This is a genomic window from Sulfitobacter sp. NFXS29, assembly GCF_040148765.1.
In the GTDB taxonomy this organism is placed as follows: domain Bacteria; phylum Pseudomonadota; class Alphaproteobacteria; order Rhodobacterales; family Rhodobacteraceae; genus Sulfitobacter.
The window spans coordinates 37,251-56,607 of the sequence record NZ_JAGDED010000010.1 but is presented as its reverse complement, the minus strand read 5'-3'; the positions used below and the strand labels follow the sequence as shown (position 1 = coordinate 56,607).

Annotated in this window: 20 protein-coding genes and 1 other RNA gene; 13 read left to right on the top strand and 8 right to left on the bottom strand. The window is 60.7% G+C overall.

All coding sequences use genetic code 11. From position 1 onward, the window contains the following. Positions 1 to 23: 23 nt before the first annotated feature. The 3 genes from J3456_RS15240 (at position 24) to J3456_RS15230 (ending at position 3,564) form a co-directional block, all read left to right on the top strand. Complete coding sequence (locus tag J3456_RS15240) at positions 24 to 1,253, top strand: hypothetical protein (RefSeq protein WP_349580975.1); 1,230 nt, start codon at positions 24 to 26, stop codon at positions 1,251 to 1,253. Next, positions 1,250 to 2,602: a cytochrome P450 gene (locus tag J3456_RS15235; RefSeq protein ID WP_349580974.1), complete on the top strand. Its 1,353-nt coding sequence runs from the start codon at positions 1,250 to 1,252 to the stop codon at positions 2,600 to 2,602. Before J3456_RS15240 ends, J3456_RS15235 begins: the two co-directional genes overlap by 4 nt. A gap of 68 nt (positions 2,603 to 2,670) precedes the next feature. Next, positions 2,671 to 3,564, top strand: coding sequence for a fructose bisphosphate aldolase (locus J3456_RS15230; RefSeq protein WP_349580972.1), 894 nt, complete (start codon positions 2,671 to 2,673; stop codon positions 3,562 to 3,564). A gap of 49 nt (positions 3,565 to 3,613) precedes the next feature. Here the strand turns inward: J3456_RS15230 and J3456_RS15225 are convergent, their stop codons facing one another. From J3456_RS15225 to J3456_RS15190, 8 genes are all read right to left on the bottom strand, one after another. Then, complete coding sequence (locus tag J3456_RS15225; RefSeq protein WP_349580971.1) at positions 3,614 to 3,841, bottom strand: N-(5'-phosphoribosyl)anthranilate isomerase; 228 nt, start codon at positions 3,839 to 3,841, stop codon at positions 3,614 to 3,616. Positions 3,842 to 3,850: 9 nt separating this feature from the next. Then, positions 3,851 to 4,084: a ribbon-helix-helix domain-containing protein gene (locus tag J3456_RS15220; protein ID WP_349580969.1), complete on the bottom strand. Its 234-nt coding sequence runs from the start codon at positions 4,082 to 4,084 to the stop codon at positions 3,851 to 3,853. Continuing rightward, positions 4,081 to 4,257 carry a DUF4169 family protein gene (locus J3456_RS15215; RefSeq protein WP_067936542.1) on the bottom strand — a complete coding sequence of 59 codons (177 nt, stop codon included), beginning with the start codon at positions 4,255 to 4,257 and terminating at the stop codon, positions 4,081 to 4,083. The genes J3456_RS15220 and J3456_RS15215 overlap by 4 nt, the downstream gene beginning before the upstream one ends. Beyond that, complete coding sequence (gene fumC, locus J3456_RS15210; protein ID WP_349580968.1) at positions 4,254 to 5,645, bottom strand: class II fumarate hydratase; 1,392 nt, start codon at positions 5,643 to 5,645, stop codon at positions 4,254 to 4,256. Before fumC ends, J3456_RS15215 begins: the two co-directional genes overlap by 4 nt. A gap of 95 nt (positions 5,646 to 5,740) precedes the next feature. Further along, positions 5,741 to 6,220, bottom strand: a complete 480-nt coding sequence (locus tag J3456_RS15205; protein ID WP_349580966.1) for an SspB family protein — start codon at positions 6,218 to 6,220, stop codon at positions 5,741 to 5,743. 73 nt (positions 6,221 to 6,293) lie between these two features. Then, entirely contained in the window at positions 6,294 to 7,538 is a 1,245-nt protein-coding gene (gene chrA / locus J3456_RS15200; protein WP_349580965.1) for a chromate efflux transporter, read from the bottom strand. Positions 7,539 to 7,659: 121 nt separating this feature from the next. After that, positions 7,660 to 8,007: a transfer-messenger RNA gene (ssrA, locus tag J3456_RS15195) on the bottom strand. A gap of 71 nt (positions 8,008 to 8,078) precedes the next feature. Then, positions 8,079 to 8,825, bottom strand: coding sequence for a FadR/GntR family transcriptional regulator (locus J3456_RS15190; protein WP_349580964.1), 747 nt, complete (start codon positions 8,823 to 8,825; stop codon positions 8,079 to 8,081). Between the two features lie 77 nt (positions 8,826 to 8,902). Here J3456_RS15190 and J3456_RS15185 point away from each other — a divergent pair, with 77 nt between their 5' ends. The 10 genes from J3456_RS15185 (at position 8,903) to J3456_RS15140 (ending at position 19,333) form a co-directional block, all read left to right on the top strand. Further along, entirely contained in the window at positions 8,903 to 9,691 is a 789-nt protein-coding gene (locus tag J3456_RS15185) for a DUF2182 domain-containing protein (protein WP_349580963.1), read from the top strand. A 1-nt stretch (position 9,692) separates the two neighbouring features. Further along, entirely contained in the window at positions 9,693 to 10,325 is a 633-nt protein-coding gene (locus J3456_RS15180; protein ID WP_349580961.1) for a DUF1326 domain-containing protein, read from the top strand. Between the two features lie 23 nt (positions 10,326 to 10,348). After that, on the top strand, positions 10,349 to 10,822 hold the full coding sequence (locus J3456_RS15175; RefSeq protein WP_349580960.1) for a DinB family protein: 474 nt from the start codon (positions 10,349 to 10,351) through the stop codon (positions 10,820 to 10,822). After that, complete coding sequence (locus J3456_RS15170) at positions 10,822 to 11,925, top strand: dimethylsulfoniopropionate demethylase (RefSeq protein WP_349580959.1); 1,104 nt, start codon at positions 10,822 to 10,824, stop codon at positions 11,923 to 11,925. The genes J3456_RS15175 and J3456_RS15170 overlap by 1 nt, the downstream gene beginning before the upstream one ends. A gap of 36 nt (positions 11,926 to 11,961) precedes the next feature. Further along, entirely contained in the window at positions 11,962 to 12,948 is a 987-nt protein-coding gene (acuI, locus tag J3456_RS15165) for an acryloyl-CoA reductase (protein WP_349580958.1), read from the top strand. A gap of 67 nt (positions 12,949 to 13,015) precedes the next feature. Then, a complete protein-coding gene (locus tag J3456_RS15160) occupies positions 13,016 to 13,441 on the top strand; it encodes an HIT family protein (RefSeq protein WP_349580957.1) in 426 nt (141 codons plus the stop codon). Positions 13,442 to 13,616: 175 nt separating this feature from the next. Beyond that, positions 13,617 to 15,254, top strand: a complete 1,638-nt coding sequence (locus J3456_RS15155) for a BCCT family transporter (protein WP_349580956.1) — start codon at positions 13,617 to 13,619, stop codon at positions 15,252 to 15,254. 98 nt (positions 15,255 to 15,352) lie between these two features. Next, a complete protein-coding gene (locus J3456_RS15150; RefSeq protein WP_349580955.1) occupies positions 15,353 to 16,576 on the top strand; it encodes an aminotransferase class V-fold PLP-dependent enzyme in 1,224 nt (407 codons plus the stop codon). Between the two features lie 61 nt (positions 16,577 to 16,637). Continuing rightward, on the top strand, positions 16,638 to 18,059 hold the full coding sequence (locus J3456_RS15145; RefSeq protein ID WP_349580954.1) for a cryptochrome/photolyase family protein: 1,422 nt from the start codon (positions 16,638 to 16,640) through the stop codon (positions 18,057 to 18,059). 62 nt (positions 18,060 to 18,121) lie between these two features. After that, the gene (locus tag J3456_RS15140; protein ID WP_349580952.1) at positions 18,122 to 19,333 is read left to right on the top strand and encodes a class I SAM-dependent methyltransferase; all 1,212 of its coding nucleotides are present in this window, start codon (positions 18,122 to 18,124) and stop codon (positions 19,331 to 19,333) included. The last annotated feature ends 24 nt before the right edge of the window (positions 19,334 to 19,357 follow it).

Sequence of the window (19,357 nt, the reverse complement as noted above, 5' to 3'; positions counted from 1 at the left end):
CTATGCCGAAGAAGAGGGCGGGCATGGTGAGCACAGGGCAGGCAAAGACGGTGAAAACGCGGCGGGTGTTCTACATCCCCGGCTACGATCCGATTCACCCGCGCCGCTACCGTGAGCTTTACCGCAAGGAGGGCGCGGCGCAGGCCGCGATCTCGGGCTATGAGATTGCGCTGAAACCAAAAGCGGGCAAGGGCAATTACGGCTGGCGCGTCGACGCTGGGATCGACGGTCATCAGGTGACCTCGCAGGTCGAAGTGCTGGTCTGGTCCGACATCGTGCGCGAAAGCATGAGCAATTCGATCCCCGCGACCTATTGGCAGTTACTGCGCACCGCTTGGGTCTACATCGGCTCCGGCGCGCTTTGGCGGTTGATGCGGCTGCGCAAGGGGCCGGTGATCGCGGCGCTTTATCCGGTGGGAATGTTGATTGTGCAGGCGCTGCTGGCTGTTGCGCTTGGCCTGCTGACCTATCGCGCCCTTGGATTGGTGACGGACCATTGGGCGGCGCGGCTCGCCTTCGCGGCAGTGGGCATCGGGCTGGGCATCGCGCTGCTGCGTTGGTTCAAGAAAAAGGACGGCAAGTTTTTCGCCTATTACCTGATGCATGACTACGCCTATTCAGCCGCCACGCGGGGCGCGAACCCGCCGGAGTTGGAAGCCCGCATGGCGCAGTTTGGCGATGACATCGCCGCTGCTCTGACCGAGGATATAGACGAGGTGCTGGTTGTCGGCCACTCATCCGGCGCGCATCTGGGCGTCTCGGTACTGGCCGATCTGATCCGCGCGGGCAGGGTGCCCGCGCGCGGGCCTGCCTTGGGTTTTCTCTCGCTCGGGCAGGTGGTGCCAATGGTGTCCTTCTTGCCCCGGGCCGAGCGTTTGCGAGGCGACTTGCGCTATCTCTCCACCCGCGAAGAACTGGCTTGGGTCGACGTGACGGCCCCCGGCGATGGCTGCGCCTTTGCGCTTTGCGATCCGGTCTCCGTCTCCGGCGTGGCGCATGAGGGGAAACGCTGGCCGCTGGTCTTTTCGGCTGCCTTCACCCAAACGCTCAGCCCCGCACGTTGGAAAGCGCTGCGCTGGCGGTTCTTTCGGCTGCATTTCCAGTATCTTTGCGCCTTCGATCGCCCGCGCGACTATGACTATTTCCAGATCACCGCCGGGCCACAGACCTTGGCCGCGCGCTATGACGGGCGGCCCGCGTCGAAATCCCGGATCGACCACGCGGTCAGCAAATACACCTCTGTCGCCGCATGACCCAACCGCCCAAGCCCCCCGCGCGGCCCGATCGTGTGTCGCTCTGGCGCTATGCCAAGCTGTTTCGCGCCGATATCCTCTCGGCCCAGCCCGCCCGGCTTTATCGCGCGTGGATGGCGGAATTCAAAACGCCGTTCTTCCGCAGCTATTTGATGAACCAGCCCGAACTGGTGAAGACCGTTCTAAAAGACCGCCCCGAGGATTTTCCGAAATCCGACCGGATCGGCGAGGGGCTGCGCCCGCTCTTGGGCAACTCTGTCTTTCTGACCAACGGCGAGACATGGAAACGCCAACGCCGCATCATCGACCCCGCCTTTGAGGGCGGCCGCTTGCGCGAGACTTTTCCGGCCATGTGGGACGCAGCAGAGGCCGCCGCCACACGGCTGGGAGGTAAGGCGGGCCAGGTGGTCGAGATCGAAGCCGAGACCAGCCACGCCGCAGCCGATGTGATCTTTCGCACGCTGTTTTCCTTGCCGATCGAACATGAGGTTGCCCGGGCGGTCTTTGACGAATTTCGCAATTACCAGCGCAGCCAGCCGATCCTAAACCTTGGGGCGCTTCTGCCGCTGCCGCGCTGGATGCCGCGCCTGTTTCGGCGCGACACGCGGGCCAGCGCCGCGCGGATCAGGGCGCTGATCACGGACCTGACCCAAGAGCGGATGGGGCAGATCAAAGCGGGCACCGCGCCCGACGATCTTGCCACCAAGATCATGACCCAAGCCGACCCCGAAACAGGCGAGACCTTCGACACCGAGGAGATGGTCGATCAGGTCGCGATCTTCTTTCTTGCGGGGCATGAAACCAGCGCCTCGGCTCTGGCTTGGGCGCTCTATCTGATGGCGACCCATCCCGAATGGCAAGAGCGGCTGGCGGGAGAGGCACAGGCGCTTGAGACCTGTGATTTCGCGGTGATGGCAAAACTCAAGCTTAGCCGCGATGTGTTTCGCGAGACGCTGCGGCTTTATCCACCCGTGCCGATGATGGTGCGCGAAAACTGCTGCCCCGAAGCGTTTCGCGACCGAAAGGTGAAACAGGGGGCGCAACTGGTGCTCAGCCCGTGGCACCTGCACCGGCATGAACGGCTTTGGGACAATCCTGATGGTTTTGACCCAACTCGCTGGCAGACCGAAAATGGAAAGCAATGCCAGCGCGACGCCTTTATCCCATTCTCTGCCGGACCGCGGGTCTGCACTGGCGCGGGTTTTGCCATGGTGGAAGGGCCGCTGATCCTGTCGCGTATCTTGCGAGACTTTCGCGTCACCGCCCAGCCTGACCGCGTGCCGGTGCCTGTCGCACATTTGACCGTCCGTTCAGATAAGGGCATTTGGTTAGCGCTATCAAGGCGCTAGCTTCTATCATCGGCTTTGCGTTTCAATTAGAAACGCAGCGAACGGAATCAAAATAGGACGTGGGTGACATGGGCTACGACAAGGCGCAACTTGAGCAAATGAACAGCGGCAAAGGCTTCATCGCGGCGCTCGATCAATCGGGCGGCTCCACCCCCAAGGCGCTGAGCCTCTATGGCGTGGAACCGTCGGATTACAACGGCGACGCCGAGATGTTCAAAGCCGTCCACGACATGCGGGCGCGGATCATTCTGGCCGACGATTTCACCTCCGAGAAAGTGATCGGCGCGATCCTTTTTGAGCGCACGATGGATGACAGCATCAACGGAAAACCCGTCGCCAAACTTCTCTGGGAAGACCGGGGCGTGGTGCCTTTTCTGAAGATCGACAAGGGGTTGGAGGAAACCAACAACGGCGTGCAGATGATGAAGCCGATCATGGAGATCGACGACCTGCTGGCCCGCGCGGTGAAACACGGCATCTTCGGCACCAAGGAACGCTCGGTCATTCACGAGGCCAATGAGAACGGCATCGCCGCCGTGGTGGCACAGCAGTTCGAACTGGCCAAACAGGTCTGCGCCGCCGGTCTGGTGCCGATCATTGAGCCTGAAGTGAACATCAACTCCGACACGAAGGCAGAGGCCGAAGAGATCTTGCGCGGAGAGATTGAAAAGAACCTGAACGCGCTGCCCGAGGGCGAAATGGTGATGTTGAAACTGACGATTCCTGAAAAAGCCGGTCTCTATGACGAACTGGCCGGCCACGCCAACGTGCTGCGCGTCGTTGCGCTATCGGGCGGCTACTCTACGGCTGAAGCCTGCGAACGACTAGGCAAGAACCGCACTATGATCGCCAGCTTCTCGCGCGCCCTGACCGAAGGGCTGAACGTCAAGATGACAGATGCGGAGTTCAACGAGGCGCTTGGCCAGAACATCGAGAAGATTTACCAAGCGTCGATCTGCTAAATCGGAATTTTTTGAAAATTCCGGAGCCGTTTTCTTTAAAAGAAAACGGCTAGGCAATCCGCCGGATAGGTTCTCTGTTGCAAAATATGATGACCTGTCCGGCGTTCTCAACCGCTTGGAAACCACGACGTTTCAATTCGTTTTCAAATTCTCGCCGTCCCACAAATTTCTCAATATCGCGCGCTTTACGTCGAATAACTTGACCGCGGATCGCCGCCTTTGAGGCGAAAATATCATCCAACCAAGCGGCGGGTGAAAGAGGGGATGCGAGGGCCATGGCCCAACGCTATTCCGCTTTTGGTAAACGTTCCTTTAACGCGCGCAACACGAACAACCGGATTGCCCCGGCAAGCCCGATGTCCAGCCCGCGCGCCGCATCGATCTCAGCCACCAGCGCATTGATCGGCATCCCCCGCGCGGCAGCAATGGCGCGGAACTCATCCCAGAATTCATCTTCGAGAGAGATTGATGTCCGGTGACCCCGAAGGGTCACCGAATGTTTGCGGGGCCGCGCGTTCATGTCTCGCGCTTATGCGCTTCCAGATTGCGGGCGATCTGCTCGGCGCGGGCTTTCAGCGCGTCTTTCTGCGCTTTGGTCTGGCCAAAACCCACGGCGTTCTCGTTCGCGCGTGCTTTGCGAGACGAACGGTCCCGCTCTTTCTTCACCTTGTTAAGGTTGATGGGCGCACTCATTTTGGTCCGATCATATTTTCGGGCCGCACGACCCGTTCAAAGGTTTCGGCGTCCACGAAGCCCAGTGCGATGGCTTCTTCTTTCAATGTGGTGCCGTTCTTATGCGCGGTCTTGGCGACCTTGGTGGCATTGTCATAGCCGATCTCGGGGGCCAGCGCGGTCACCAGCATCAGCGACTCGCGCATCAGCTTTTCGATGCGGTCCGCGTCGGCCTTGAGGTCGACCACCAGATTATCGGTAAAGGCCGAGGCCGCGTCACCCAAAAGCTGCATGGATTGCAGAACGTTATAGGCCATCATGGGCTTGTAGACGTTCAACTCGAAATGCCCCTGAGAACCGGCAAAGCCAACCGCCGCGTCGTTGCCCATCACGTGAATGCAGACCTGCGTCAGCGCCTCGCACTGGGTCGGGTTCACCTTGCCCGGCATGATCGACGAGCCGGGCTCGTTCTCGGGCAGGATCAACTCGCCCAAGCCGCAACGCGGGCCGGACCCCAGCAGGCGAATGTCATTGGCGATTTTGAACAGGCTGGCGGAGACGGTTTTCAGCGCGCCGGAGATCTCGACCATCGCGTCATGGGCGGCGAGCGCCTCGAACTTGTTGGGCGCGGTGACGAAGGGCAGGCCTGTGATCTCGGCCATGTTATGCGCCACGGTCTCGGCCCAGCCCTTTTTGGTGTTCAGCCCGGTGCCAACGGCGGTGCCGCCTTGAGCCAATTCATAGATGCGGCCAAGTGCGTCGCGCACGCGCGCAATGCTCATGGCGACCTGATGGGTGTAGCCCGAGAACTCTTGGCTCAGCGTCAGAGGCGTCGCGTCCTGCGTGTGGGTGCGGCCAATCTTGATGATGCCGTCGAATTCCTCGACCTTCTTTTGCAGCGCGCCGTGCAGCTTCTCCAGCCCCGGCAGCAGCACGTCACGGGCGGTCATCGCGGTGGCGATATGCATGGCGGTGGGGAAAGTGTCGTTCGACGACTGGCCCATGTTGCAATGGTCGTTGGGGTGCACCGGGTCTTTGGAACCGATGGTGCCGCCCATAAGCTCAATCGCGCGGTTGGCGATAACCTCGTTGGCGTTCATGTTCGACTGGGTGCCCGAGCCGGTCTGCCAGACAACCAGCGGGAAGTTGTCGTCGAACTTGCCCTCAAAGACTTCGCCAGCGGCCTGAACGATCGCTTTGCCGCGTTCCTCGTCGAGCGAACCCTGCGCCACATTGGCCTGCGCACAGGCCTTCTTGATCACGCCAAGCGCGCGCACGATGGCGATGGGCTGCTTTTCCCAGCCGATTGGGAAGTTAATGATCGAGCGCTGCGTCTGCGCGCCCCAATATTTATCGGAAGGAACTTCGAGCGGACCAAAGCTGTCGGTTTCGGTGCGGGTATCGGCCATTTTGTGGCTCCTGCTGTGACTTATCGTTGTCCAGCGGTGTACCTACGCCTTGCGGTCTGCGCAATGCAGGGATGGCGCTAACGGCCAATCCTGCGCTACTTCCGAAAGGAATCGAGCGAGACGATCTCGGCATCCTTGGTGGGCTCTTCCGCAACTTCCAACTCTTCCTCATCGGTTTGGTCAAGCGTGGCCTCGTCGCGATCTTCGTCTTCTTCTTCGGTTTCTTGCTGTTCGAACCGCAGGCCGAACTCAACCGAAGGGTCCACAAAGGTGCGGATCGCGTCGTAGGGAATATAAAGCGGCTCGGGCGCATCGCCGAAGTTCAGCGTGATGGCAAAGCCGTCTGCGCCAACATCAAGCCCATCGTACCAGTGCTGCATGACCACGGTCATCTCATCGGGATAGCGGTCGGAGAGCCAATCGGCCAATTCCGCATCCGGGTGCGAGGTGTCGAAGGTGATGAAAAAGTGGTGATTCCCCGGCAGCCCTTGGTCCGATACGTCCTGCAAGACCCTGCGGATCAAACCCCGCATGGCTTCGTGCATCAGGTTGCCGTAATCAATGCTGCGGCTCATTCTTCTCTCCGGTCCGGGCGATGGGCAGGGGTCAGCATACCCCATTCACAGGCGAGTGAAAGGGGGCGCGGTGCTAAATCGCGCGAAGGAGCAGAGCAACCACCGCGAGCAGGATCATCGTGACGACAAAACCACGCTTGAGCGCCAGCATCAGCACTGCGGCGAGCAAGGTGAGCGCGGCGGCCAGCGGATTGAAGCTTTCCCAAACCGGCGCGGGCAGGGCGAGGTTGGCCCCGGGAGCCACCTTGTCAAACAGCACATGCAGCGAAAACCAGACCGAGAGATTAGCGATCACCCCTACCACAGCCGCCGTAATGGCCCGCAGCGCCCCCGCGATGCGCGGCTGCTCAGAAAGTGCCTCAAGATACGGGCCTGCAAGGAAAATCCACAAAAGACACGGCGTGAAAGTCACCCAAAGCGCCAACAGCCCGGCCGCGAGCGCGCCCGACGGGCCGCTTTGGGCAAAGCCTGCCAGCATCCCGACAAATTGCGTGACAAGGATCAACGGGCCGGGCGTCGTCTCGGCCAAGCCGAGCGCGTCAATCATTTGGTCCGTATTAATCCAACCGAAATCCTGAACCACCGTTTGGGTCATATAGGCCAGCACGGCATAGGCGCCGCCGAAGGTCACCACAGCGAGCTTGGAGAAGAACAGGCCGAGTTGCAGCAGAAAATCCTCGCCCAACAGCGCCATCAACACAAGCGGCGCAGCCCAAAGCCCGCCCCAGATCAGCAGGGTGCGCAGGCTGCGCGCGGGTGGCAGATTTGCCGGTTCAGCCACCGCAGCGGGGCTTTTGGTCAACATCCCGATGGCACCGGCCAGCAGAATGATCAATGGAAACGGCAAGCCCAGAACAAAAATGCCGATGAACGACCCAAAGGCCAGCGCCCAGCCAAGACGCCCATGCAACGCCTTTGAAGAAACCTTTAGAAGCGCTTGGAATACCACGATAATGACAGCGGCCTTGATGCCAAGAAAGGCCGTCTGCACAAGGGGCAACTGCCCATACCACGCATATAGCAAAGCCAGCAAAGCGATGAATGCCGCCCCTGGCACCACGAAGAGCAACCCGCCGAGCAGTCCGCCAGCCACGCCGCGCAGACGCCAGCCTGCATAGGTCGCCAGTTGCATCGCCTCCGGTCCGGGCAAAAGCATACAGAGTGACAGCGCCCGCAGGTAGGTCTGCTCGCTTAACCACGGTCGGTCTTCGACCAGCTCACGGTGCATCACGGCGATCTGTGCTGCCGGGCCGCCGAATGACATCAGCCCGATGCGTCCGAAGACGCGAAACATTTCGGGCCAGCTGGGCGTGGTCATGCGAAATTCCTGCGCGCGATAGAAACCACTGCGGCTTCGTCTCACAACGGATAGGGGCAGGGAAGCGCAGGGTCAAGAACGCCGCTCAAGCAATTGAAATCGCCGGTATATGGAGGGGAAAAGTGCAGGTTTCTGTTGCCAGGTACCTGCGAACCCCGCCTTAAGCTGCAAAGCCTAAGGACTTAGATTTCAGTCGCTGAAACCGCTTACGCGGCCATCGCAACTGGAGCACGATTGTCATTTGCAATTGTACAGTTTGAACCGATAACGGTGGTATCTCACCGAGACAAAGCAACCCCTTTAGACGTTCGTCGATCCTATTTCGGCCCCATGATCCCCAAATGAAGAATGTTTGGTGGAGCCGCCGGGTACCGCCCCCGGGTCCGAACCGCTTATTACGAGCGCGTTTATGTCCATAGTCCCGAAGGACAAGATTAAAGTAGGGCCGTCATGGGTGAATTGCAAGGGGTGCAACGGGGGGAAATTATGACATCAAGGTTCACGCGCACCCTATTGATTTATATGCGAAGCCGCAATTTCTCAGCCGGCCTTTCCGGCGTTCCGCGCAGCACGAGCGGCGAAAACGCTCTGAGCAAGGTCCTGGGTCTCCGCTTCCAGCGCCGTCAAACCTGCCGTTACCGCTTTACCGTCCTGCGCCTCCACCGCATTGGCGATCCCTTCGTGGAGGGCAATGATCCGCGCCCGATCTCTTGCAGTAAAGGTGATCATATTCATCAAGGGCTGCATGGCCTCGACCGCGCCCGCAAGTTGATAGCTCAGCACCGGGTTGCCCGCGCCGTCCACCAACGCCCGGTGGAATGCTACATCGGACGCACAGAACGCTTCATCGGTCAGCCCCGCCTGCGCCTGCCGGTGGATTTCAGCGCGCATTGTGGCAAGGTGATCCGCCGTGCGGCGTTCTGCCGAGAGGGGGGCGCAGGCGCGCTCTAGGGCGAAGCGGGCTTCGCAGGCGGTCTCAAAACTCACCGCATTCATCGACAAGAGCAACGTAGAAGTGGTGATCTGCTGCGCGTAAGCGTCTGGAAAGCTGAGGCGATTCACGAAAGCGCCTCCCGTGGCCCCGCGCTGCGTGCGGATCAGCGATTGCGCGGCAAGGCGCTTCAACGCCTCGCGCACCGTGGGGCGAGAGACCTCAAACTGTTCGGCCAATTCCGCCTCAGATGGCAGGCGTTGGTCGACGATCAGACGCCCGCCGATAATGGCGTCGCGAATGGCAGTGGCGATTTGAGCCGATAGATCGGCGGGGCTGCTTGGATCGATTTTCATATGTCTTACAATTAGTGTTTGCGAGGAGTTTAATTGTCTGACATTAAATCTACAAGAGCACGCAGGGGAGGGCGGCGATGACGGGCATGGTACGGTCAACACTTTGGCTGGGGTTTTTCGCCCTGATTCTAGCGGCTTGGTGGATGATGTACAGCATGGCGATGCAGATGGATGTCGATCTGCTGGGGCGTCCGGGCACGATGGGCGAACGGATGCGGCAGATGGATCCGGGCATGGATATGTATATGCCCATGGCGCGCTTCTTGCCACTTTTTGCAATGTGGGGCGCGATGATGGCGGCGATGATGGTCCCGACCATGGTCCCGACGCTGCGCGCTTACGAAGACCTCATGACCTCGGCCAATGGCACCCGCGCGGGCTGGCTGGCAGTGCTTGCAGGCTACTTCGCGGTCTGGCTTGCCTTTGCGGCGGGGATTGCAGGTCTGCAATTGCTCCTCTTGCACGGCGGGGTCATCGACATGCTGGGCATCGCCAAATCGCGCTGGACTGCGGCGGCGCTGCTATTGGGGGTCGGCCTGTTCCAATTCACCCGCGCCAAGGAGGTCTGCCACGGCGTCTGCCACTCTCCGATGATGTATTTCATGGGTCATTGGCGCCCCGGTGTCGCAGGCGGTTTTCGCATGGGAGTGGGCCTTGGCGGCTTTTGCGCGGGCTGCTGCTGGGGCTTTATGGTGCTGGGTTTTGCCGGTGGGGTGATGAACCTTGCTTGGATGGGACTGGCAACGCTTTTCATGGTCATTGAAAAGTTGCCGCAAATCGGACATTACGTAACAAAACCAATGGGTTTCGCCCTGATCCTCGGCGCAGGCGTCGTGGCGGGTTGGCCCGTGATCACAGGAGGATAATATGCCAAACAGAGAGATGACACCCGCGAATTGGGCCGTAAAAGGCGAGCTTTTCCTCAACTGCTCTTGCGACGTCTTCTGCCCCTGCGTGGTCAGCCTTGGCGCGCATCTGCCGACCGAAGGCCATTGCCATGCGTGGATGGGAATCGTGATCGACGAAGGCCATTTCGAAGGGGAGGATTTGGCAGGGCTGAACGTGGGCCTGTTGGTCGACATCCCGGGCCGTATGGGCGAGGGGAACTGGAAGGTCGCCGCCTATGTGGACGACCGCGCGAGCGAGGCGGCCTATGACGGGCTGTTGCAAATCTTCAGCGGCGCGGCGGGCGGCACGACGGGGCTGTTTACCATGCTCGTGAGTGAAATCATCGGCGCCGAACGCGCGCCGGTTGAGATCATTCGCGACGGCAACCGCCGTGTCATTAACATCGGCCGGAAGATCAACGGCGAGATTGAATTGCTCGCCGGGGCCGAACCGGGCGAGCCGGTAACGATCACCAACTCCAAATACTGGATGGGACCGAATATCGTGGCCGCGCGTGGGGTGAAGTCCAAGGTCCGCGACTATGGGCGGGTCTGGGATTTCGGCGGCAAGTCGGCTGAGGTCTGCGCGATCGATTGGCAGGGTGCTGCGTGATCACCCCCGGTTATGCTCAGGAAATGGCGCGATATAATGCTTGGCAAAACAGACAATTGGCAAGCGTTATTGAGGTGATGGACGAAGATGCGTTAACGCAAGATCGCAAGGCGTTTTTTGGCTCGATCTTGGGCACCCTCAACCATCTTCTTTGGTGTGATCAAATCTGGTTATCCCGTTTCGATCCCGCCTTGCCCAAGCCAGAGGGGCCGGACACCGAACTATGCCCCACCGGCATGGCTTGGCGCGCCGCGCGGCGCGAATGCGACGCGGCGATTAAGGATTGGGCCCAAGGCCTTCGACAGGAGGCTTTGGACGCCGATTTATCGTGGTATTCCGGCATCATGCAGCGCGAGGTTACCACTCCCTTGGCGCAGACCGTCGTGCATTTCTTTAACCACCAGACCCATCATCGCGGCCAAGTGCATGCCATGCTGACCAGCGCCGGGTACGATGCGCCGGTGACCGATCTTATCCTAATGCCGGAGGACGTGTGATGGCTGAACTTTCCCCATCACGCCGGATACGGCGCACGCCCTTTTCTGCCGGGGTAGAGGCGGCAGGCGTGAAGGCCTACACCGTCTATAACCGGATGCTGCTGCCCACCGTTTTTGAAAGCACCGAAGCCGATTACCATCACTTGAAGAAAGCCGTCCAAGTCTGGGACGTGGCTTGCGAAAGACAGGTTGAGCTGCGGGGGCCGGACGCGTCGCGGTTGATGCAAATGCTGACGCCGCGCGATCTGCGCGATGTGGCTCCGGGGCTCTGCGTCTATGTGCCGATCGTCGATGAGACGGGCGGTATGCTTAATGATCCGGTCGCAGTGAAACTGGCAGAGGATCGCTGGTGGATCTCCATTGCCGACAGTGATTTATTGTTGTGGGCCAAGGGGATATGCAACGGCTATCACTTGGATGTGCTGGTGGACGAGCCAGATGTGAACCTGCTGGCAGTGCAGGGGCCAAAGTCCGAAGATCTGATGGAACGCCTTTTTGGCGCGGCGGTGCGGGAGTTAAAGTTCTTCCGTTTCGGTGAATTCCACTTCCAAGGGCGCGCCATGAATATCGCGCGGTCTGGCTACTCCAAACAGGGCGGCTTTGAGATCTACGCAGAGGACGCGGATATCGCCATGCCGCTGTGGGATGCTCTGTTCGAGGCGGGGCGCGATTTCGACGTGCGCGCGGGCTGTCCAAACCTGATAGAACGGATCGAAGGGGGATTGTTGAGCTATGGCAATGACATGACCGACGATAACACCCCACATGAATGCGGCCTTGGCAAGCTTTGCGACACCCATGCCGCGATGGGCTGTATCGGCAGAGATGCGCTGCTACGGGTGGCCAAGGAAGGTCCGGTGCAACAGATACGCCCCCTAGAGATTGCGGGCGATCCGGTGCCGCTTTGTGACCGAGCTTGGCCGCTGATGACAGGTGACAAGCGCGTGGGGCAGGTGACCTCGACCATTTGGTCGCCCGATTTTGGGGTGAATGTCGCCATCGGAATGGTGCGGATGACCCATTGGGATCCGGGCACGCGGTTGCAGGTTCAGACACCCGAGGGCCTGCGGGATGTGACCGTGCGTGAGAGTTTCTGGGCCTGAGGCCCGGCAAATTGAAACCTGAGAAGGAGATGAAAGATGAGCTTTAACGCGTTGATCGTGAACAAAGATGACGATGGCAAGACCCATGCTGAGGTGACCCAGATCACCGAAGATCAACTGCCCGAGGCCGAGGTGACGGTCGCGGTGGAATATTCGACTGTGAACTACAAAGACGGGCTCTGCATTGGGCCCGGCGGTGGTCTGGTCCGCAACTATCCCCATGTGCCAGGGATCGACTTTGCCGGGACGGTCGAGACATCGAGTGACGAGCGGTACAAACCCGGCGATAAAGTCGTGCTTACCGGCTGGCGCGTGGGTGAGGCGCATTGGGGCGGCTATGCGCAAAAGGCGCGGGTCAAGGCCGACTGGCTGGTGCCGCTGCCCGAGGGGCTGGATACGCGCAAAGCGATGGCCGTGGGCACGGCGGGTTTCACCGCGATGCTGGCGGTGATGGCGCTGGAAGATCACGGGATCAAGAAAGGGCCGGTGCTGGTCACGGGGGCCGCGGGTGGCGTGGGCTCGGTCGCGACCGCGATCCTTGCAAATCTTGGTTACGAGGTGGCAGCCGTCACCGGGCGGCCCGAGACCGAGGACTACCTCAAAAGCCTCGGGGCCAGCCGGATTGTCGCGCGCGATGAGATCAATGAAACGGTCAAACGCCCGCTCGAGGGCGAGACATGGGGCGGCTGTGTCGACGCCGTGGGCGGCCCGATGCTGGCCCGTGTTTTGGGGCAGATGGAATATGGCGCAAGCGTCGCCGCCGTGGGCCTTGCGGGTGGCGCGGCCCTGCCTGCCACGGTGATCCCCTTCCTGCTGCGCGGCGTTAACCTCTTGGGCATCGACAGCGTCATGCAGCCCTATGACAACCGTCTGCGCGCATGGGAGCGGGTGGCGAAAGACCTGCCGATGGACAAGCTGGAGGCGATGGTTCAACCTGCGGGTCTCAGCGATTTGCCCCAACTCGGGGCCGACATCCTCAAAGGGCAGGTCAAGGGCCGGGTGGTCGTCGACGTAAACGCTTGATATTGCCTCGGCGCAGGGCGGTGCGGTTAATGGTCCGCGCCGCCCCGACCGCCAGAAGGAGAGCATGATGGCCGCCTATGACGACGACAATATCTTTGCCAAGATCCTGCGCAAGGAAATCCCCAGCTTCAAGGTCTATGAAGACGACAAGACCTATTGCTTTATGGACATCATGCCCCGCGCCGAGGGGCATTGCTTGGTGATCCCCAAGTCGCCTTGCCGCAATATGCTCGACGCCAGCCATACGCAGTTGGCCGATTGTCTGGCGACGGTTCAAAAGGTCGGCAATGCCTGCCTGCGGGCCTTTGGCGCTGATGGCATCACGGTGCAGCAATTCAACGAAGCCGCGGGCGGGCAAGAGGTCTTTCACCTGCACTACCATATCCTGCCCCGCCATGAGGGCGACAAGCTGCGCCCGCCCGGTGTCCAAGGTGACATGGACCGGATTCGCGAACAGGCCGATGCGATTGCAGCGGCGCTCGGGACAGGGTAACCCCGCCAAACTTACGTCGCAGCGGACAACGAAAAGGTCGTTTTAGCCAAGTTTCCAAGGGAGCTTGGCCGCAAGAGCTTGCCCAATGGTCGCAAGCCTCTATCCTTTGCGCACGGATGAGAAAAACAGAAGCCGCGTTCTGCGTGGTGATCTGTCATCAAAGAGGGAACAGATTATGAGCGATACAAATTCGCATGGCATCCCCGAGCCTGAGGGCAAGGCGGATGTCATCAATACCGATTATGAAATCGGTCAAGACAATATCGAGCGGCAGATCGGGCCGTTCGGGCTGGATATTCACAACCCGGTCTTTCTGATTTCGGGGATCGCGGTGGTGATCTTCGTCTTTTACACCATTGCATTGCCAGAGCAGGCCGCTGCGATCTTCTCGGCCATGTTCAACTTTACGACCAAGAACTTTGATTGGTTCCTGATCGGCGCTGCCGATTTGGTGGTGATCTTTGCGCTTTTGCTGATTGTCACGCCTTTCGGCAATGTCCGTCTTGGCGGCAATGAGGCGGTCGCGGATTATACCTATCTGGGCTGGTTCGCGATGCTTTTCGCCGCGGGCATGGGCATCGGGCTGATGTTCTACGGCGTGTCCGAGCCGCTGACGCATTTCTCGACCTCCATGGGCGAAACCACGACAGAGAACGGTTTGCGCACCGATTGGGCCCCTCTGGGCGCGGCAACGGGTGATGAGGCCGGCTCGCTCCGCCTAGGCATGGCGGCGACGATCTATCACTGGGGTCTGCACCCTTGGGCGATCTACGCGGTCGTTGCGCTGGCGCTGGCGTTGTTCACCTATAACAAAGGTCTGCCGCTGACGATCCGCTCGGCCTTCTACCCGGTTCTGGGCGAACGGGTTTGGGGTTGGCCCGGACACATCATCGACATCATCGCGGTCTTTGCCACGCTCTTTGGTCTGGCCACCTCGCTGGGGCTGGGCGCGACGCAGGCGAACGCGGGCTTGAACGAGCTGTTCGGGATCCCGATTGGCACCACCTCCGAGGTCGTTCTGATCTCGCTCATCACTGCCGTGGCGCTGATTTCGGTGCTGCGCGGCCTTGATGGCGGCGTGAAGGTGCTGAGTGAGATCAACATGGGGCTGGCCGCCTTGCTGGCGCTGTTCACCTTGATCGTCGGGCCAACTGTGTTCCTACTGACCTTCTTCTGGGACTCGCTGGTGGCTTACATTGAGTATCTGCCCGCGCTGGCAAATCCCTTTGGCCGCGAAGACGTGAACTTCTCCCAAGGGTGGACGGCGTTCTACTGGGCGTGGTGGATCAGCTGGTCACCTTTCGTCGGCATGTTCATCGCCCGCGTCAGCCGGGGCCGCACCGTGCGCGAATTCATCGTTTGCGTTCTGTTGATCCCGTCGCTCGTCTGTGTGCTGTGGATGTCGATCTTTGGCGGCACCGCGATCCATCAGGTGCTGAACGACGGCTACACCGCAGCCCAAGATGCGGGCCTGCCGCTGCAGCTGTTCAAGATGCTGGACGCGCTTCCGCTGGCCTCGATCACCTCTTTCATCGGCATCGTGCTGGTGGTGGTGTTCTTCGTCACCTCGTCGGACTCCGGTTCGCTGGTCATCGACACGATCACCGCAGGCGGCAAGGTCGACGCGCCGGTGCCACAGCGGGTGTTCTGGTGCATCTTTGAAGGTGCCGTGGCCATCGCTCTGCTGATCGGCGGCGGCTTGGCGGCGCTGCAATCCATGGTGATCTCTACCGGGTTGCTGTTCACGCTGCTGCTGCTGTTCATGTGCTTCTGCATTTTCCGCGGCCTGCAGGACGAGCGTAAAATTCGCTAAGCTCCACAGGCAGTGCGACACCAACAACGGCGGCTCCTCGGGGCCGCCGTTTCCTTTGGGCGCTTGACCTTCGTCGCGCAGCGGTGGACCTTCGCGCCATGCATATTGATTCCGACTGGGTCCGCGCCCAATTCCCCGCCTTCGCCGAGCCGAGCCTTCAGGGGCAGGCCTTTTTCGAGAACGCCGGTGGGTCTTACACCTGCCGCCAAGTGATTGACCGGTTGCATCGCTTTTACACCCAGCGAAAGGTGCAGCCCTACGCCCCCTACGCGGCCAGCCGCCTTGGCGGAGAGGAGATGGACGAGGCCCGCACCCGCATGGCCGCGATCCTCGGCGTGACACCGGAAGAGCTGAGCTTCGGCCCCTCGACCACGCAAAACACCTACGTCTTGGCACAGGCCTTCGGCCAGATGCTGCAGCCCGGTGAGGCGATCGTCGTGACCAACCAAGACCATGAGGCCAACACCGGCCCATGGCGGCGGCTGGCCGAGCGGGGGATCGAAATCCGTGAATGGCAGATCGACCCAGAGACCGGGCATCTGGATCCGGCCAAGCTGGAAGATCTGTTGGACGAGAAGGTCAGGCTGGTCTGTTTTCCCCATTGCTCCAACGTGGTGGGGGAAATCAACCCGGTGACCGAGATCACGGCGCTGGCCCATGCCGCTGGCGCCTTCGTCTGCGTTGACGGTGTGTCTTATGCCCCCCACGGCTTTGCCGATGTCGGGGTGCTGGGGCCGGATATCTACCTCTTTTCCGCCTACAAGACCTTTGGGCCGCATCAGGGCGTCATGGTTATCCGCCGGGCGCTGGCGAAACTGCTGCCGAACCAAGCGCATCACTTTAACGGCGATGTGCTTTATAAGCGGTTCACCCCAGCGGGCCCGGATCACGCACAGATCGCGGCCAGCGCAGGCATGGCGGATTATATCGACGCTTTCCACGCTCACCACATCGGCGGCAGCGCCGATGCGACGGCGCGCGGTGTCGCCGTGCATGATGCGATGCGGGCCCACGAGACGGCTTTGCTGCAACCGCTGCTGGACGCCATGGCGGCGCGGAATTCCGTGCGGTTGATCGGCCCGAGCGATGCAGAAAAACGTGCGCCGACCGTGGCGCTGGCGCTTGACCGGCCCGGTTTAGACGTGGCGCAGGTGCTGGCCGAGCGGGGCATCATGGCGGGCGGCGGCACCTTCTATGCGGGCCGGGCGCTTGGCGCGATGGGGGTGGAGGACAGCAAGGGCGTGCTGCGGCTAAGCTTCACCCATTACACCACCAAGGACGAGATGGATAAACTGCTGAACGCACTGGATGATCTGCTCTGAGCCTTGACCCCGACGCGGGGGCGCTATGTTTCGGGGTCAAGCCAGGAGCAAGACCCCGAACGTGAGTGAAAATTCCCCGATTATCATGTGGTTCCGCCGCGATCTGCGGCTGAGCGATCAGCCCGCTTTGGCGGCGGCCTGCAAGACGGGCCGCCCGGTGATCCCGCTTTTCATCCATGACGACCAGTCAGAGGCTCTGGGGGCCGCACCGAAGTTTCGGCTGGGGCTGGCGCTGGCCTGTCTGGGGGAGACGCTTGCAGAAAAGGGCAGCCGCCTGACCCTGCGGCGCGGGGATGCGCTGGACGTTCTGCGCGATGTGATCAGGCAAACCGGGGCAGGGGCAGTGTACTGGAGCCGCCTTTATGATCCCGCCGCGATCGACCGCGATACCAAGGTCAAAGATGCGCTGAAAGAGGAGGGCATCGAGGCCAGCAGCTTTGCCGGACACCTGATGTTCGAGCCTTGGACGGTCGAGACCAAGACCGGCAGTTTTTACAAGGTTTTCACCCCCTATTGGAAATCCGTCCGTGGCCGCGATGTGGCAGACCCTTTGGCGACCCCAAGCGAGACTGCAGCGCCCAAAGACTGGCCCGAGAGTGACGCCTTGGACGATTGGCAGATGGACGCCGAGATGCAGCGCGGGCGTGATATCGTGCGCCCCTTTGTCCGTCTGGGCGAGGCCGCTGCGCAGGCGCGGCTGGGGGCCTTCATCGCGCATATCGTCGAAGGCTATGATGAAAGCCGCGACATGCCGAGCGAAGACGGCACCTCTGCACTGTCGGAAAACCTCTCTTTAGGCGAAGTCAGTCCGGCGCAATGCTGGCATGCCGGTCAGCGGGCGATGCAAGAAGGCAAGCGCGGGGCAGAGACCTTCCTGAAAGAACTCGCGTGGCGCGAGTTTGCCTATCATCTGATGTACCACATGCCGCGCATCCTTGACCAAAACTGGCGCGAGGAATGGCAGGCTTTCCCGTGGAACGAGGATGAGCGCCGCGCTGAAGTCTTGGCGTGGAAACAGGGGCGCACCGGCGTGCCCTTTGTCGATGCCGCCATGCGCGAGTTGCAGGTGACCGGACGAATGCACAACCGGGGCCGCATGATCGTGGCGAGCTATCTGACCAAACACCTCATGTGCCACTGGCGCATCGGCCAAAAGTGGTTCGAAGAGCACCTGATCGATTGGGATCCGGCCAATAACGCGATGGGCTGGCAATGGGCCGCAGGCTCTGGCCCCGATGCCACGCCCTTCTTCCGCATCTTCAATCCTGAGACCCAGCTTGATCGGTTCGACAAGGGCCGAGACTATACCCGCCGCTGGATCGCCGAGGGCCGCGCGAAGCCAAGCAAGGATGCGCTGGCCTATTTCGGTGCAATCCCGCGCCGCTGGGGCATCAGCCCGGATGACGACTATCCCGACCCGATCGTCGATCTTTCGGAAGGGCGCGAACGGGCGCTTGATGCCTACCGCAATCGTGATTTTTAAATTTTTGCGAAACAACAGCCTGCGGTTACAGTAGGCGCCAAGAACAAGAACGGAACCGAGGTATGAAGCTGACGACAACCGAGGGGCAGAAGGGTCTGCCGCGCTATTTCCCACAGGTCTTTGCCATGGCGCAGGCGATGCAGCATGGGCGGGTCGACTTCGTCTTGCCCGATGGCCGCGCGTTCCGGGCCGAAGGGGCCAAACCCGGCCCGGTGGCCGAGGTGCATATCCACAACGATGACCTCTTTGCCCGGTTGATCCGCGAGGGCGATCTGGGCTTTTGTGACGCATACCTTGACGAATGGTGGTCAACGCCGGACCTCCAAGCCTTCATGGATTTGGTGCACGCGGGGAACGAGACGGTTTACGACGGATTCCCCGGCCAAGGGCTGCTGCGTCAGTTTGAAAAGTTCCGCTTCTGGCTGCAACGCAACAACCGCAAGCAGGCCAAACGCAACATCAGCAAGCACTATGATCTGGGCAATGAGTTCTACGGGCTCTGGCTGGATGAGACGATGACCTATTCCTCGGCTATGTTCGAGGACGGCGCGCAGATGTCGCTAGAGGCCGCGCAGACCGCCAAATACAAATCCATGGTCGATCAGATGGGGGTTCAACCGGGCGATCACGTGCTGGAAATCGGCTGTGGCTGGGGCGGTTTCGCAGAATATGCTGCAGCCGAACGGGGCCTGCATGTTACCGCCCTTACGATCAGCGCCGAGCAATATAAATACGCGGTGGACCGGATCGAGAAAGCCGGGCTATCAGACCGTGTTACGTTTAAACTGCAAGACTATCGCGATGAGCGCGGGCTCTATGACGGCATCGCCAGTATCGAGATGTTCGAGGCGGTAGGCGAGCAATATTGGCCGATCTATTTCGAGACCGTCCGCCAGAGGCTGAAGCCCGGACGCGCAGCCACGCTACAGATCATCACCGTCGATCACGCCCGCTGGGATGTTTACAAGCGCGGCGTGGATTTCATTCAGAAATACATCTTTCCGGGCGGCATGTTGCCCAGCCCCAAGGTGCTGCGCGAGCAGGTGGAACGCGCCGGTCTGGTGGTCGACCGCTCGGTCGAGTTCGGCAAGAGCTATGACATCACGCTGCGCCGCTGGCATGAGACCTTTAACGCAAAATGGGATCAGATCACCGCGCTTGGCTTTGACGAACGCTTTCGCCGGATGTGGAATTTTTACCTCACTTCCTGTGCCGCGACATTTGACAGTGGCAATTGCGACGTGACGCAGATTACGGTACGGCGACCTGTGTGACCGCCCCTGCGGTCCATTCCCGCA